Genomic DNA, 14,668 nt, shown 5'->3' with positions numbered 1-14,668 from the left:
AGCGCCCCGTTTGCATGCCTACTCGTCGCCGCTCGGCGGCTGCTTATCTTGCTGCAACTGTCGCCATAGCTCGGCGGCATGCGCGAATTCGGTGCCGTGTTCAGGGGTCAGTGCCTGCGGGTCATAGCGCTGCGTACAGCCCTCACCGAGCACTGCTGGCGCGCTCGATGCCCCTCGCGAGAGCGGATCACCCATAACCCCTCCAATCAGCAGCGCTCGGTTTTAGTTAAGCGCCAGACGCCCTTCGTCGTGCTGGGCGAACTCTTTGACCGCCCGCAGCACATCACTGCGACTGACCTGACCAACCAAGCGGCCCCCTTCAACAACCGGCAAGCGCCGACGCCGACCGCGCAGGAAGCGCTCTGAGATTTCAATGATATCTGCCTCAGGCGAAATCACTTCTACCTCAGTGGTCATATAGGCGCTGACATTACCGCCCGTCGACTCGTAATAAGCGCCTGAGAGGATGCCGCGTAAACAATCACCTTCCGACAACAGCCCTACCAGATGCCCTTGGCCATCGACCACTGGCGCGCCGGATATACGGTGCTCAAGCAGACGATTGATCGCGGTAAACAGGTTCATTTCGGGACGAAAAGTCACCAGATTGCGGGTCATGTAATCACGTACTTTGATTGACTTGAGCATCAGTAGACTCCTCTGTCTGCGCTTAACCGCAGCGCCGCATGCACGTCAGTCGAACACCACCGTCTTGTTGTCGTGCACCAGCACTCGGTCTTCTAAGTGATAGCGTAGACCACGCGACAGCACCATCTTCTCGACATCTTTACCCAGGCGCACCATCTCCTCAATGCTATCGCGATGGCTGACCCGTACCACGTCCTGCTCGATGATCGGGCCGGCATCCAGTTCCTCGGTGACATAGTGCGAGGTCGCCCCTATCAGCTTAACCCCACGCAGCGACGCTTGGTGATAGGGCTTGGCCCCGACAAAGGACGGCAGGAAGCTGTGGTGAATATTGATGACGCGCTGCGAGAACTCCGCACACAACTGCGCCGGCAGAATCTGCATATAACGCGCTAAGACAATTACGTCAGCCGCATGGGCTTTTACCAAGCGTTCAACTTCATCGAAAGCCGGCTGTTTGTCTTCAGGGTTAACCGGTACGTGGAAGAATGGAATGCCATGCCACTCGACCATGCTGCGCAGGTCATTGTGGTTAGAAATCACACACGGAATCTCGCAATCCAGCTCATCGCTGTGCCAGCGGTGCAGCAAATCGGCCAGGCAATGCGATTCCCGGCTGGCCATCAACACCACGCGCTTTGTCTGCGCCGAATCGGTAACCCGCCACTCCATGGAAAACTCACGGGCGATAGGCGAAAACGCCTGACGGAAACCATCCAAGTCAAAAGGCAGTGAGTCGGCGCGGATCTCATGACGCATAAAGAACCAACCGCTCTGGTTATCAGAGTGATGACTCGCTTCGGTAATCCAGCCGTTGTAAGTAGCCAGAAAGTTACTGACTTTGGCCACGATCCCAACCCGGTCTGGACAGGCAATAACCAATCGAAAAGTACGCATCAACGGCTCCAGCACTCGAATAAAGTCGGCCATTCTAGTCACTGCACGAGAAAACTGCAGTAGCCAAACAGCCCTGCCGTTGCAGCCGTACGGGCGAGTGGCGCTTCAGATGCAACTAAACCCGAGCGTGAACTAGGCGTTGAACATGCACTCATGTAGAAAAAGCAAACGGCCAATAAGTTACTTAACAATACAATTCATAAAAAATACCGACAAAGCGGTTTACTTGTGAAAAGTGCCTGACTACTATTACCAGTACTTAATCGTCATTTCTTAATACAGGCACGCCTACATGTCGCTGATCAATGAATACCGCGCCACCGAAGAAGCTATCAAAGAGCTGCAAGACCGCCTGAAGAACATGTCGCAAGACGACAAGCTGAAAAAAGAGCTGGAATTCGAAGGCAAATTGCGTGCACTGATGGGCGAATACCAAAAGTCGCTGCGTGACATCATTGCCATGCTCGACCCAGACGCCAAAAGCAGCAAAGCTATCCGCACAAGCAAAACCACTGGCACCAAGCGCGCCCGTAAAGTTAAGCAATACAAAAACCCGAACACTGGTGACGTGATTGAAACCAAAGGTGGCAACCACAAAACCCTGAAAGAGTGGAAAGCCAAGTGGGGCGGCGACGTCGTTGAAAGCTGGGTAACCCTGCTGGACTAAGCCACAACGCGACCCGTACGGCTGCAAATAAAAACGCCAGCATTGCTGGCGTTTTTTTATGGGCATTAGTTTCTAACTAGCGCCACATTTGACCTTACTGATTACAAGGCATATTGCTCGCGCAGCCGCTCGGCATACGCACGCCACTCCAACAGTATCGCTTGCTGTGCAGCATCTGCACTGGCAAACACCTGCGCCACCGCCTGCTCGAACTGCTCAAGGGTATTCGGCGCACCGTATTCGGGGTTGCTCAAACGTTGCTGGCAAAAGGCTCGCCAGCGCTGCTGTTCTTCAGCGTTAAGGCTCGCGGCAAAGTTGCGCGCCCGGTAACGAAATAGCAACTCAGGCAAACGCCCATCATCAAAAGGCCAAACAGCCTTGGCCAACTGCTGCGGCTCCGCACGCCTTACTTGTTCGCACAAGCGGCGATCACGGTCACCAATAAAGCCATCGTACAACTGTTGTTCCGGGTCTTGATTGGGGGCGAATGGTTCTTCGCCATATACCTGCACCAGCTTGTCCTGCCAATGAGCGGAACTAGCCTGTAACTGCTCGGCCTGCGCCTGATACGCCGGAATATCGAGTTGCAGGCGCTGAATATCCTGCGCACGCAATACATTCATCGGAGCAACAACCGGGCAACGATTGATATGCAGCAACTTGAGCGGCACCGGCAACTCGCCCTCGGCCAATTGATCACGGCGCGTGTAAAGCCGCGAGCGCAATACCTCAGCCGACTCATTGAGCAGCGGCGCAATATCCGCCTGTAGGTCACACACAATCAGGGCATTACGATTACGCGGATGCCAGGCCAAGGGCAGCACCACTGCCAGGTAATGCCGCGCACCGGCATAACGCCCGGAAATATGCACCAAGGGCTGTAATAAGCGTATGTGTTCCTGCACCCGTTGCTTAGTGCGCAGTTGATACAAATAGTCATACAACTTCGGCTGCTTGTTGCGCAGTAGCCGCGCCAACGCAATAGTGGCGCGTACATCGGACAGCGCATCGTGAGCCTGGCCATGCGCAATGCCATTCGCGGCAGTCAGGCGCTCCAGCTTGAGCGTGACCCGCCCCTCTTCTTCCGGCCAAACGATGCCTTCCGGGCGCAAGGCGTAGGCCGTTCGCACCAAGTCGATCAGATCCCAACGGCTATTACCGCCCTGCCACTCGCGGGCATAGGGGTCATAGAAGTTGCGGTACAGACTATAACGCGTCACTTCATCATCGAAGCGCAGGCTGTTGTAGCCCACCCCGCAGGTGCCTTGCTGCGACAACTCGGCATGGATGCGGTGCATAAACTCGGCCTCATCCAGGCCATGCTGCGCCAAGGTGCTTGGGGTAATCCCGGTAACCAGGCAAGCCGCCGGGTGCGGCAGGATGTCGTCGCTGGGCTGGCAATAAATGTTCAGCGGCTCCGCGATTTCATTGAGCTGTTCATCGGTGCGAATCCCGGCCACCTGCAACGGGCGGTCGCGGCGCGGGTCGATTCCGGTGGTTTCGTAGTCGTACCAAAAGAGGCTAGCGGTCACAATAACGTCCTAATGCTGAGGCGCAGGCAGTCTAGCACCCTGCTGCCAAGCACAGCCCCCGCCCCACATATCCGACCTTGAAACTGTCAGCCAACCGATTAATTGCCATTAAATAACCTGCTGCTTCGAGTCTTGTGACAGCGCCGGTTGCGTCCCTGCGTACTGCTGGCTAGCATCGGGCTTTCCTCGACGCAGTCTGCCGATGCCGCTCACGCCCCCCTCTGCTTCAGTTGCCGCACGTGCGCTGCTGGATACCCGCTATAAAGTGGAAACACCGGAAGGCATCGACCTGATCCTGCGCCCGGCGGGTTTGGTGCCGCGTGCCCTGGCATTCAGTATCGACCTGCTGATCCGCGGCGCACTGCTCGGCGCATTGTTTGCTGTCTTGGCGCTGCTGGGGCAGTTCGGTATGGGCCTGGGCACGATCCTGCTGTTTCTCGTGACCTGGTGGTACATGGTGCTGTTTGAAGTGTTCAACCAGGGCCGCTCACCTGGCAAACAACTGATGGGCCTGCGGGTCACTCATGACGACGGCACGCCGATTGGCTGGGCCGCCTCACTCACCCGCAACCTGCTGCGCTTCGTCGACATCCTGCCGTTCGGCTATACCCTGGGCATTCTCAGCTGCCTCAATCACCCGGCCTTTAAACGCCTGGGCGATATCGCAGCCGGAACCCTGGTGGTTTATCGCGATACCCCGCCCATTGCCCCCGAACTGCCGCCAGCCGAAGCCTTGCGCGCGCCGTTCAGTATGACGCTGGACGAACAGCGCGCCCTGCTTAGTTTTGCCGAGCGCGCGCAGAGCCTGTCTAGCGCGCGCCGTAATGAACTGGCAAGCATTCTTGCCGAGCCGTTGCAGGTTCCGGCCGAGCGGGCGGAACAACAGATTCACGGCATTGCCCGTGGCTTGCTAGGCCCGACATGAAGCAGAGCCTGTTCGAAAACCAGCACCAGGCCGATTGGCAGGCGTTCAGCACGCAGCTTGAAGCGCTTGAGCGCGGCAAAGCCGACAGCCAGCAGTGCAAAGGCTTTGCCGCGGCCTATCGCCGCGTGTGCCAGCACCTGGCGCTGGCGCAGAGTCGCGGTTACAGCAGCCTACTGATCGAGCGCCTGCAGCAACTGGCCATGCGCGGCCATCAACAGTTCTACCGCCATCGCAGTCCGCTGGGCGGCCAGTTACTCGGCTTTATTCTGGCGGGTTTTCCGCGCCTGGTTAGAGCCGAATGGCGCTTTGTCGTCGCTGGGTGCCTGGTGTTTTTTGGCAGCCTGTTACTGATGGGCGTGCTGGTGTACCACTTCCCCGATTTGGTCTACGGCGTGATGGGCCCCGAGCAAGTCGCCGACATGGAAAAAATGTACGACCCCGACGCCAGACGCATTGGCCGCTTCAGTGAACGTGATTCGGGCGATGACTGGATGATGTTCGGCTACTACATCATGAACAACATCGGCATCGCCTTTCAGACCTTTGCCAGCGGCCTGTTATTTGGCCTCGGCAGCCTGTTCTTCCTGCTGTTCAACGGCCTGATGATTGGCGCGGTGGCCGGCCATCTAACGCAGATTGGCTACGGCGCAACCTTCTGGTCTTTCGTCGTCGGCCACGGCGCATTCGAGCTCACCGCCATTGCCCTGGCTGGCGCCGCCGGGCTAAAACTGGGCTGGGCACTACTCGCGCCGGGGCGCTTACCTCGCGGCGAGGCCTTGCGGGTGGCTGCCGGTAGCAGTGTGCGACTGGTGGGCGGGGTGATTGTATTTCTGCTCTTGGCCGCCTTTATCGAGGCGTACTGGTCATCCATGAGCCTGGCCAGCCCCACCGTCAAATATGCAGTCGGCGGCGTGCTCTGGCTGCTGGTACTGGCTTACCTGCTGCTGGCCGGTCGAGGTACGCATGCGCCTGACTGATGCCAGCGTGGTCATTCGCCCACGCAGTGCCTGGGAGGCCGTCGACCTTGGCGTGCTGTTGGCTAAGCAGCATACCGGGCTGTTGATGCTCAGCTGGGCGCTGGTGACCCTGCCAATCTTCGCCCTGCTGTGCCTGCTGCTGTGGGACTCGCCAAGCATTGCCCTGCTGATTTTCTGGTGGCTCAAGCCGGCTTATGAGCGCTTGCCGCTGTACATTCTGTCGCAGGCTTTATTTGCTGCGCCCCCCACACTCAAGCAGGCGCTGAAAGCCCTGCCTGGCCTGCTCAAACCGCAGTTACTGGCCAGCCTGACCTGGCGCAGGTTAAGCCCCACACGCAGCTTCGACATGCCCGTCATGCAGCTAGAAGGCCTTACTGGCAAAGCGCGCAATCAACGCCTGACGGCCCTTGGCCAGCGTGATGCCGGTGGTGCCAGCTGGCTAACGATTGTCGGCATGCACCTGGAGATAGCGCTGTGGCTCGGCATCATCAGCCTGTTCTATATGCTGCTACCGGCGCAAATTGAGCTGAACTGGAGTTGGGACAGTTTGATCAACGCCGCCGGCGAGTGGTTATGGCTGGAACACCTGTCCAACCTGCTTTACGTATTGCTGCTGATTCTCTGGGAGCCGATTTACGTCGCCTGTGGCTTCACCCTTTATCTGAACCGGCGCACCGCCCTCGAAGCCTGGGATATCGAGCTGGTGTTCCGCCGGCTGCGCCAACGCCTGACCGGCGTGGCCTATGCCCTGCTGCTGGGCTGCGGCCTGCTGCTGATGCAAATACCCAATAGCGCCATGGCCACCACCAGCGACCCAGTGCCGATTGAAGACCCCATGGGGCCACAGGCCGAACGCCTGCTCAAGCAACCGCTGAGCAGCCTGCAAGCGCAGCAAAGCATCAGCCAGCTGCTCGATCAACCGCCCTTCGAACACCGTGAAACCGTCACCCGCTGGCGTTTCGGTGAGGAGTCCAAGGAGCCCGGCGCAGCAGACGGCAAAACCCTGAGTGAGCTATTGAAGAGCTTGTTAAAACTCTCCGAACTGTGGAAAAGCATCGACGGCGTGGCGCTGTTGTTCGAAGTGCTGCTGTGGGCGACGCTGTTCGGCCTAATCACCTGGCTGCTGTGGCGCTACCGCGACTGGCTGAGTGCCTTTGCTGGGCGCATGCGCTTGCCGCAGCGCCAGCAGCACCTGCCACCGCAACAGCTGTTCGGCCTGGAAGTGGCACCGCAAAGCTTGCCAGCGGACATTCCCGGCGAAGTCGAACGGCTGTGGGACACACAACCGCGCGCGGCCCTGGGTTTGCTCTACCGCGCCCTGCTCAGCCGTCTGCTGCATGAGCAGCGCTTGCCGCTGAACAGCGCGCATACCGAAGCCGAAGTGCTGCAACTGGTGCAGGCGCTTGCGCATAAAGACCTCAGTCACTTCAGTCAGATGCTGACCGGCCACTGGCAGCACCTCGCCTACGGCCATCAGCTGCCGCCGCCAGCGCTGAAACAGAGCCTGTGCAGCGCGTGGCGACAGCTGTTTGAACAAGAGGCTCAGGCATGACTCGGCGCCTGCAACTTGCACTCGGCGCCAGCCTGCTCCTGCTGCTCGGCGTGCTCGGCATTTACCTGCTGAGCAAACTCACGCCTTACCAGGAAACCCTCAAGCACGGCCCGGCTCCAGAAGCCCAAGCCAACCCCTATCTGGCCGCCGAACAGTTCCTGCGTACACAGGGCTTGCAAGTGCAGCGTGCCGACGGTCTAAGCATCATCAGCGACCTGCCGAGCGCGGGACACACCCTGCTGCTGCTCGGTGATCGCCAGCGCATGACGCCCAAACAAAGCGCGCGCCTCCTGGCCTGGGCGGCCAAAGGTGGGCATCTGCTGTTCGTGGCCGAACGGCTATGGGATGAACAAGACGGTAAAAGCGGCGATCTGCTGCTCGACAGCCTGGGAATCCAGCAGTATCAGGCTGAAGATCTCGACGAAGAAAACAACCCAGCGCCTGATGAGCCGCTGCCCGTCGACGGCGACCCACAATCCGCCCCTGCGGCCGACGGCGCAGCTGCAGCTGCGGATGACGAGAACCATGCCTATCCAGAGCTGACCCAGCTCTATCTGGAAAACGAAGAAGCGCCGGCCTACATCAACTTTGACCCCGACTTCCATCTCTACGATGCCGAAAATCGCGCCCATGCCTGGGCCAACAGCGATGCAGCCACGCACTTGCTGCAGCTCTACCATGGCGACGGCCTGATCAGCGTGATCAGCGACAGCTGGATCTGGCAGAACCAGAGCATCGGCGAGTACGACAACGCCTGGCTGCTCTGGTACATGAGCCAAGACAGCCAGGTCACCCTGCTCTACCGCGCCGACCGCGATGACCTGCTCAGCCTAGTGCTCGAACACTTCCCGCAGGCGCTAGTTGCCCTGGCGCTGCTGCTGGCCTTTGGGCTGTGGCACCTGAGTATGCGTCAGGGTCCATTATTGCTGCCCGCCAGCCGTAATCGGCGACAGCTGCAGGAACACCTGCGCGGCAGCGCCGAATTCCTCCTGCGCCACAACGGTCAACAGAGCCTGCTGCAAGGCCTGCAACAGGATATCCAGCGCCGCGCCCGGCATCGCCACCCGGGCTTTGAACGCCTCGCAGTAGCCGAACAATGGCAGGTGCTTAGCCGCCTGACTCGCCAGCCGTCCCGCGTTATCAGTCAAGCCATGCGACCGCCGCCCAAGCAGCGCCTGGCCGCCGCCGAATTCACCCGCCAGGTCGCCAACCTGCAAACCCTCAGGAATGCCCTATGAGCGAGCACACCCCCGAACAGCCGGACAGCGAAATCGCAGTGGCTGCCGCAACCCCCGAGCCCAGAACTCCTGAAGTACCCGCTGCCGCACCCACAGCAGCGGCCCCGACAGCGCCCGCCGCGAATCCGAATAGCCAGCGCCAGCGTGCCAGCCAGCTGGCTCAGGCACTGCGTAGCGAGCTGCAGAAAGCCCTGATCGGCCAGACAGCGGTGATTGATGACGTGCTCAGCGCACTGATTGCGGGTGGCCATGTGCTGGTTGAAGGCGTTCCCGGCCTGGGTAAAACCTTGCTGGTGCGTGCGCTGGCGCGCTGCTTTGGCGGCGAGTTCTCGCGCATTCAATTCACCCCGGACCTGATGCCCAGCGACGTTACCGGCCACGCCGTGTACGACCTGCAGAGCGAGCAGTTCAAGCTGCGCAAAGGCCCGGTGTTCACCAACCTGCTGCTGGCTGACGAGATCAACCGCGCCCCGGCCAAAACCCAGGCGGCACTGCTGGAAGTGATGCAGGAGCGTCAGGTGACCCTGGAAGGTCGCGCCCTCAATGTGCCGTTGCCGTTTATGGTGCTGGCCACACAAAACCCGATCGAGCAGGAAGGCACCTACCCGCTGCCGGAGGCCGAACTTGACCGCTTTATGCTCAAGCTGCGCATGGACTACCCCGAGCAGAGCGAAGAGCTCAACATGGTGCGTCAGGTGGCACGCTCGAGCAAAGCCGACATGCTCGAGGTCACCCCATTGCGCACCCTGCTGCAAGCCCGCGATGTATTGGCGCTGCAGAAAATCGCCAGCGACCTGCCGATTGATGAACAGGTACTCGATTACGCCGTGCGCATTGCCCGCGCCACACGTAGCTGGCCGGGCCTGGCCATCGGTGCCGGGCCACGCGCCTCAATCGCCCTGGTGCGTTGCGGTCGTGCCCGTGCGCTGTTGCGCGGCGGCGACTTCGTCCTGCCGGATGACATCAAAGGCTGCGCCCTGGCCGTGCTGCGCCACCGCGTACGCCTCTCCCCCGAGCTAGACATTGAAGGTCTGTCGGTCGATCAGGTGCTGCAACAACTGCTCAGCCTGGTTCCGGCACCGCGCCTATGAAGCCCGTATTGATAGGCGCTACGGCATGAAACCATCGCGCGCACTGCTGGGCTTGCTGGCCGGCCTGTTCGTCCTTGGCCTGCTGCTGGGGATCTGCAGCGCCTTGGGTATCGGCGTGCCGCGCAGCTTTACCCCCATTTATTGGGGCCTGCTGCTGGTGCTGCTCGGCCTGACACTGATCGACGCCCTACGCGCGCGCTTGATGGCGGTGCCGCGCCTCGAACGCCAGCTCCCCGGCAACCTGCCATTGGGCCGCTGGAGTGACGTGTGCTTGACCCTGCACCACACCTACAGCCGCCCACTGCAAATCGAGGTATTCGATCACCTGCCCGCTGACATGGCCTTCGAACACCTGCCGCTCAAGGTCGATCTGCACCCAGGCGAACAGACGCAGGTCAGCTACCGCGTGCGGCCGCTGCGGCGTGGGCACTTCCACTTTCCGCAATGCGAGGTCAGCCTGCCCAGCCCGATGGGGCTTTGGCGCGACCGGCGTTACTTGCCGCTCGCAGGGGAAACCCGCGTCTACCCGGATTTCGCCCGCCTGTATGGCGCACAGTTGATGGCCGTGGATGACTGGATCAACCAGCTCGGCGTGCGCCAGCAACAACGCCGCGGCCTCGGCCAGGAGTTCCACCAGCTGCGCGAATTTCGCGACGGCGACAGCCTGCGGCAGATCGACTGGAAGGCCACCGCACGCAAACGCACGCCGATTGCCCGCGAATACCAGGATGAGCGTGACCAGCAAATCATCTTCCTGCTCGATTGCGGCCGGCGTATGCGCAGCCAGGACGGCGAGCTGGCGCACTTCGATCACGCCCTCAACGCCTGCCTGCTGCTCAGCTATGTGGCGCTGCGTCAGGGCGACGCCGTCGGGCTCTCGACCTTTGCCAGCGACCAGCAACGCTTTATTGCACCGGTCAAAGGCCAGGCGCAGCTCAATGTGCTGCTCAATGCCCTGTACGACCTGCGCAGCACCCTGCAGCCAGCCGACTTCAGTGCCGCAGTGGAGAATGTGCTTAGCCGTCAGCGCCGACGCGCCCTGGTGGTGCTGGTGACCAACCTGCGCGATGAGGATGACCAGGCCCTGCTCGGCGCGGTCAAACGCCTGAGCCAGCAACACCGCGTGCTGGTCGCCAGCCTGCGTGAAGAAGTGCTGGATACCCTGCGCCATACCCCGGTGCAGGATCTATCCAGCGCGCTGGATTACTGCGGCACCCTGGACTACCTGAATGCCCGCGCCAGCCTGCACGAGCGCCTGACAGCCAACAAAGTACCGGTACTGGATGCCCGCCCCAGTGAGTTAGGGCCGCAACTGGTAAGCAGTTATCTGGCGTGGAAAAAAGCCGGCGTACTGTAAGGAACCGACCAGGATCTGCAGCGCGTCGGCTCTGCTGCGTTAAAAGCACAACGCTAGCTCGCGAGATCCGCGATCTGTTTCGCGAGCAGTAACCCTAAAGCCAGGTGACGTGCTGCTCCAACGGAAAGCGCAGACGCGGGTTGTACACGCCCTTCTCGTCCTGTTTACCCACCGCCAGCAGCATGATCGGCAGCGCCTCGCGCGGGATATCCAGAGTTTTACGCAAACGCACTTCATCGAAGCCTTCCATCGGGCAGGTGGCGTAGCCATGGCTCTGAAAGGCCAGCATCAGGTTCTGCGCCGCCAAGGCCGTGGATTTCACCGCCCAGATACGCATCTGCGCGCGGCTATTGGGCGCACGCATCAGCGGCTTGCGCCAGGCGGCCACACGTAACAGCTGCCGCTTGAACAGCCCCAGCAGACCGAACGGCCCCTGGTTGTACTGAAAAGGTGCGGTCTTGTTGTAGAAACTGCGAATCCGCGCGGGCACTTGCGGCTCCGGCCAGTACTCAATGATGTTCTGGCAGGCCTGTTTCCAGGTGTCCGGGCGCGCCAGCACGGCGATGATCAAAGGCGCCTTGGCGGCGTTCTGGCTCATGCAAATCGGGTGCAGGCGGGCCAGCAGCGCTGGATCGCGAATCACCTGAAAACTCCAGGGCTGCAGGTTGCAGGAATTCGGCGCGAGTACCGCCAGTTCCAGGCAGTCGCGCACCACCTCATCCGGCACGGCTTCGGCAGTAAAACGGCGTACCGAACGGCGACTCTCGATCAACTCGCGAAGCGCGGCGGGGTTAGCGCAAATCGGGGCAGGGTCAGCAGGGAAAAGGCTCATCAGGGTCATCCTTAGCAAATCGACCCAATTAAGCCGTGATGGCTGGCTGCGGACAAGCCATGGGCTGGCTGAGTCCGCAGCCTGGCGCAAATGGCCTGCTCACGATCTGCTGCGCGTCGGCTGAACGGCGTTGGAAACGGCCTCAGATGCTCGTTTACAGCTCGTAAACTCCGCTTCCTCGACCGCTTTCACCACCGCTCTCTAGGCTCGCAAGATCGTGAAAGACGTTTAACCTAAGGCCTTTTCGATGGCCTGAATGATGTTGGGATCATCCGGGGTGGTGCGCGGCGAAAAGCGCGCCAGCACGCGACCATCATGGCCGACCAGAAACTTCTCGAAATTCCAGGTGATATCACCCGGAAACTCAGCCCCTTCACCCGCCAGCAAACGGTACAGCGGGTGGCGGTCCGCGCCATTCACCTCAAGTTTGCTAGCCATGGGAAAGCTAACCGCATAATTAAGGCTGCAGAATTCGCGGATGGCGTCTTCGCTGTCCGGTTCCTGCTCGGCAAACTGATTGCACGGCAAGCCCAGCACGCTGAAGCCTTGGTCCTTGTACTGCTGATAGAGCTTTTCCAGGCCGGCATATTGCGGCGTCAGGCCACACTTGGAGGCCACATTAACCACCAACACCACCCGCCCCTTGAAGGGTGCCAGCGGCAGCTCTTGGCCATCCAATGCACGCAGGTTGAGGTCGTGAAAGGCACTCATGTTTAACTCCTTGAGAACACAGATGTGGCGCGGCGGGCAGAAAGTGCCCGGGAAGCATTTTTAACGTCGCTCAGCGACGCTCTGTAGGGTGGCCGCCATAAAAGGCCGTGCCATAAAAAAGGCACCTATCGAAGGTGCCTTTCTTGTGTTCCAGCTTAGCAGTCGAGCCGCTAGTTGGTACGACCATAAGTCGAATTACAACGACGACATAAGGCGGACACTTAGTGCTGGTGACCACCTTCGCCATGGATATGGCCATGGGCGACTTCTTCTTCGCTGGCATCACGCACGTCAACAACCTTCACCTTGAAGTGCAGGCGCTGGCCGGCCAGTGGGTGGTTGCCGTCAACGATTACGTCATCGCCGTCGAGGTCACGGATGGTGACGATCTGCATGCCGCCGTCCGGACCGGAAGCGTGGAACTGCATGCCGACTTCCAGCTCATCGACACCTTCGAACATCGAGCGGTTGAGGGTGGCGACCAGCTCAGCGCTGTATTCGCCATAGGCATCTTCCGGCTCGACTGCAACGTCCAACTCGTCGCCAACCTGCTTATCCAGCAGGGCTTTTTCCAAGCCGCCGATGATGTTGCCGGCACCGTGCAGATAAACCAGCGGCGCGCCGCCTGCGGAACTGTCGATCACCTCACCGGCATCGTTAGTCAGGGTATAGTCGATGGAGACGGCCTTATTGGCGGCGATCAGCATGGGGCGGGACCTTTTGCTTGAAAATAAAGAGCGGGCAAGTTTACCGAAGGGCGCGCGTGAAAGCGAACCGGACACAGACGGACGGCCATGCGTGGTTTTAGTGCGCGTGCTTGATTTCCGTCAGGATGAGCACGGCGACTGGCTGGCAGTATTGTCCTGCGGCCATACACAGCACCTGCGCCACCAACCGCCCTGGCAGAATCGCGCGTGGATACTCGACCCCACACAACGCAACGCACAGCTGGGTAAAGCCTTCCCCTGCGGCTGGTGTGCGGCCGCACATGCCCCCAACGAGGCAGCAATACAGCGCCCGAACCCAGCGTTAAACAAGGAGCGGTAAATGCCCGCACGCAACATTTTGGTGATCAACTGCGGCAGTTCATCGATCAAGTTTGCTCTGGTCAACGAAGACCACGAGGCATTCACCCTGAGCGGTATAGCCGAGCGGCTTGGCAGTGCGCAGGCGCAGGTACTCTGGCAGCAGGACGGCAACAAAGAGCGCCTGATGCTGCCCCACGCCGACCACCGTGCGGCCCTCGCCCAAGTGTTAGCGCTGATCCAGACGGCCGCTGGCGACCAGTTGCACGGCATTGGTCATCGCGTGGTGCATGGTGGCGAGCACTTCACTGCAGCTTGCACGCTGGACGACTCGAGCATCGCCGCGATCCGCGCGACCGCAACCTTGGCCCCGCTGCACAACCCAGCCAACCTACTCGGTATAGAGGCCGCCACCAAGCTGTTCCCGAGCCTACCGCAGGTGGCGGTGTTCGATACCGCATTCCACCAGTCACTGCCCGAACACGCCTATCGCTACGCCCTCCCCGAGCCGCTGTACCGTGAGCACGGCGTGCGCCGCTATGGCTTTCACGGCACCAGCTACCGCTTTGTCGGTCAGCGCGCTGCCGAGATGAGCGGGCTGGCGTTCACGGCCAGCAGCTGGCTGCTCGCGCACCTTGGCAACGGCTGCTCCACCTGCGCCATTGTCGACGGCCAAAGCCGCGACACCAGCATGGGCCTGACGCCATTGGAAGGGCTGGTGATGGGCACCCGCAGCGGCGATGTCGACCCCAACCTGCACAGCCATCTGGCGCGGACTCTGGGCTGGAGCCTGGAGCAGATCGAAACCCTGCTTAACAAGGAAAGCGGCCTGCTCGGCCTGTCCGCCCTGTCCAATGACATGCGCACCCTGGAGCAGGCCCGCGCACAAGGCCATGCCGGCGCGACGCTGGCCATTGAGGTGTTTTGCTATCGCCTGGCCAAATCCCTGGCGGCCATGAGCTGCGCCCTGCCGCAACTGGACGGGCTGATTTTCACCGGCGGTATCGGTGAGAACTCGGCATTGATCCGCAGCAAGACCGTCGCCCATCTCAAGCTGCTCAACCTGGCTCTCGACGAGCAGGCCAACGCCAGCACCGTGCGCGGTGTCGCCGGGCCGATCCAGGTCCACGGCCACCCGCGCGTACTGGTGGTGCCGACCAACGAAGAACGACAGATCGCCCTCGACACCCTGGCGCTACTCGACGCCTGAACGGAG

General features: G+C 60.7%; 16 protein-coding genes. 9 read left to right on the top strand and 7 right to left on the bottom strand.

The annotated features are described in order from the left end of the window. Positions 1–18 precede the first annotated feature (18 nt). The 3 genes from Q0V31_RS09985 to purU are packed head-to-tail and all read right to left on the bottom strand — an operon-like array spanning position 19 to position 1,545. Positions 19–195: a hypothetical protein gene (locus Q0V31_RS09985; protein ID WP_298187478.1), complete on the bottom strand. Its 177-nt coding sequence runs from the start codon at positions 193–195 to the stop codon at positions 19–21. 27 nt (positions 196–222) lie between these two features. Next, the gene (locus Q0V31_RS09980; RefSeq protein WP_298187477.1) at positions 223–648 is read right to left on the bottom strand and encodes a CBS domain-containing protein; all 426 of its coding nucleotides are present in this window, start codon (positions 646–648) and stop codon (positions 223–225) included. A 45-nt stretch (positions 649–693) separates the two neighbouring features. Continuing rightward, positions 694–1,545, bottom strand: a complete 852-nt coding sequence (gene purU, locus Q0V31_RS09975) for a formyltetrahydrofolate deformylase (protein WP_298187475.1) — start codon at positions 1,543–1,545, stop codon at positions 694–696. A 292-nt stretch (positions 1,546–1,837) separates the two neighbouring features. On the opposite strand from purU, the gene mvaT reads away from it, so the two are divergent. After that, on the top strand, positions 1,838–2,212 hold the full coding sequence (gene mvaT / locus Q0V31_RS09970; RefSeq protein WP_298187474.1) for a histone-like nucleoid-structuring protein MvaT: 375 nt from the start codon (positions 1,838–1,840) through the stop codon (positions 2,210–2,212). A gap of 101 nt (positions 2,213–2,313) precedes the next feature. On the opposite strand, the gene sbcB is transcribed toward mvaT, so the two are convergent. Continuing rightward, positions 2,314–3,744 (bottom strand): exodeoxyribonuclease I, encoded by a 1,431-nt coding sequence (gene sbcB / locus Q0V31_RS09965; protein WP_298187472.1) that lies wholly within the window; start codon positions 3,742–3,744, stop codon positions 2,314–2,316. 202 nt (positions 3,745–3,946) lie between these two features. Between sbcB and Q0V31_RS09960 the strand changes: the two genes are divergently transcribed. From Q0V31_RS09960 to Q0V31_RS09935, 6 genes are read left to right on the top strand one after another with little or no spacing between them, the layout of a single operon-like run. Further along, on the top strand, positions 3,947–4,669 hold the full coding sequence (locus tag Q0V31_RS09960; protein WP_298187470.1) for an RDD family protein: 723 nt from the start codon (positions 3,947–3,949) through the stop codon (positions 4,667–4,669). Further along, complete coding sequence (locus Q0V31_RS09955; RefSeq protein ID WP_298187468.1) at positions 4,666–5,646, top strand: stage II sporulation protein M; 981 nt, start codon at positions 4,666–4,668, stop codon at positions 5,644–5,646. Before Q0V31_RS09960 ends, Q0V31_RS09955 begins: the two co-directional genes overlap by 4 nt. Further along, positions 5,633–7,198: a DUF4129 domain-containing protein gene (locus Q0V31_RS09950; RefSeq protein WP_298187466.1), complete on the top strand. Its 1,566-nt coding sequence runs from the start codon at positions 5,633–5,635 to the stop codon at positions 7,196–7,198. The genes Q0V31_RS09955 and Q0V31_RS09950 overlap by 14 nt, the downstream gene beginning before the upstream one ends. Further along, complete coding sequence (locus Q0V31_RS09945; protein WP_298187465.1) at positions 7,195–8,436, top strand: DUF4350 domain-containing protein; 1,242 nt, start codon at positions 7,195–7,197, stop codon at positions 8,434–8,436. The genes Q0V31_RS09950 and Q0V31_RS09945 overlap by 4 nt, the downstream gene beginning before the upstream one ends. Further along, a complete protein-coding gene (locus Q0V31_RS09940; RefSeq protein ID WP_298187464.1) occupies positions 8,433–9,527 on the top strand; it encodes a MoxR family ATPase in 1,095 nt (364 codons plus the stop codon). Before Q0V31_RS09945 ends, Q0V31_RS09940 begins: the two co-directional genes overlap by 4 nt. 25 nt (positions 9,528–9,552) lie before the next feature. Continuing rightward, complete coding sequence (locus Q0V31_RS09935) at positions 9,553–10,884, top strand: DUF58 domain-containing protein (RefSeq protein WP_298187462.1); 1,332 nt, start codon at positions 9,553–9,555, stop codon at positions 10,882–10,884. 94 nt (positions 10,885–10,978) lie between these two features. Here the strand turns inward: Q0V31_RS09935 and Q0V31_RS09930 are convergent, their stop codons facing one another. From Q0V31_RS09930 to Q0V31_RS09920, 3 genes are all read right to left on the bottom strand, one after another. Beyond that, positions 10,979–11,716 (bottom strand): nitroreductase family protein, encoded by a 738-nt coding sequence (locus Q0V31_RS09930; protein WP_298187461.1) that lies wholly within the window; start codon positions 11,714–11,716, stop codon positions 10,979–10,981. Positions 11,717–11,944: 228 nt separating this feature from the next. After that, entirely contained in the window at positions 11,945–12,427 is a 483-nt protein-coding gene (locus Q0V31_RS09925; RefSeq protein WP_298187460.1) for a glutathione peroxidase, read from the bottom strand. A 221-nt stretch (positions 12,428–12,648) separates the two neighbouring features. After that, the gene (locus Q0V31_RS09920; RefSeq protein WP_298187459.1) at positions 12,649–13,134 is read right to left on the bottom strand and encodes a peptidylprolyl isomerase; all 486 of its coding nucleotides are present in this window, start codon (positions 13,132–13,134) and stop codon (positions 12,649–12,651) included. On the opposite strand from Q0V31_RS09920, the gene Q0V31_RS09915 reads away from it, so the two are divergent. Further along, positions 13,103–13,474 carry a DUF3565 domain-containing protein gene (locus tag Q0V31_RS09915; RefSeq protein ID WP_298187457.1) on the top strand — a complete coding sequence of 124 codons (372 nt, stop codon included), beginning with the start codon at positions 13,103–13,105 and terminating at the stop codon, positions 13,472–13,474. The genes Q0V31_RS09920 and Q0V31_RS09915 overlap by 32 nt on opposite strands. Beyond that, positions 13,475–14,662, top strand: a complete 1,188-nt coding sequence (locus Q0V31_RS09910) for an acetate kinase (protein WP_298187456.1) — start codon at positions 13,475–13,477, stop codon at positions 14,660–14,662. It begins immediately after the preceding gene. The last annotated feature ends 6 nt before the right edge of the window (positions 14,663–14,668 follow it).

The sequence above is a fragment of the uncultured Pseudomonas sp. genome (assembly GCF_943846705.1).
Lineage (GTDB): Bacteria > Pseudomonadota > Gammaproteobacteria > Pseudomonadales > Pseudomonadaceae > Aquipseudomonas.
The sequence above is the reverse complement of the archived record's forward strand: the minus strand, read 5'-3'. Positions and strand labels throughout refer to the sequence as shown.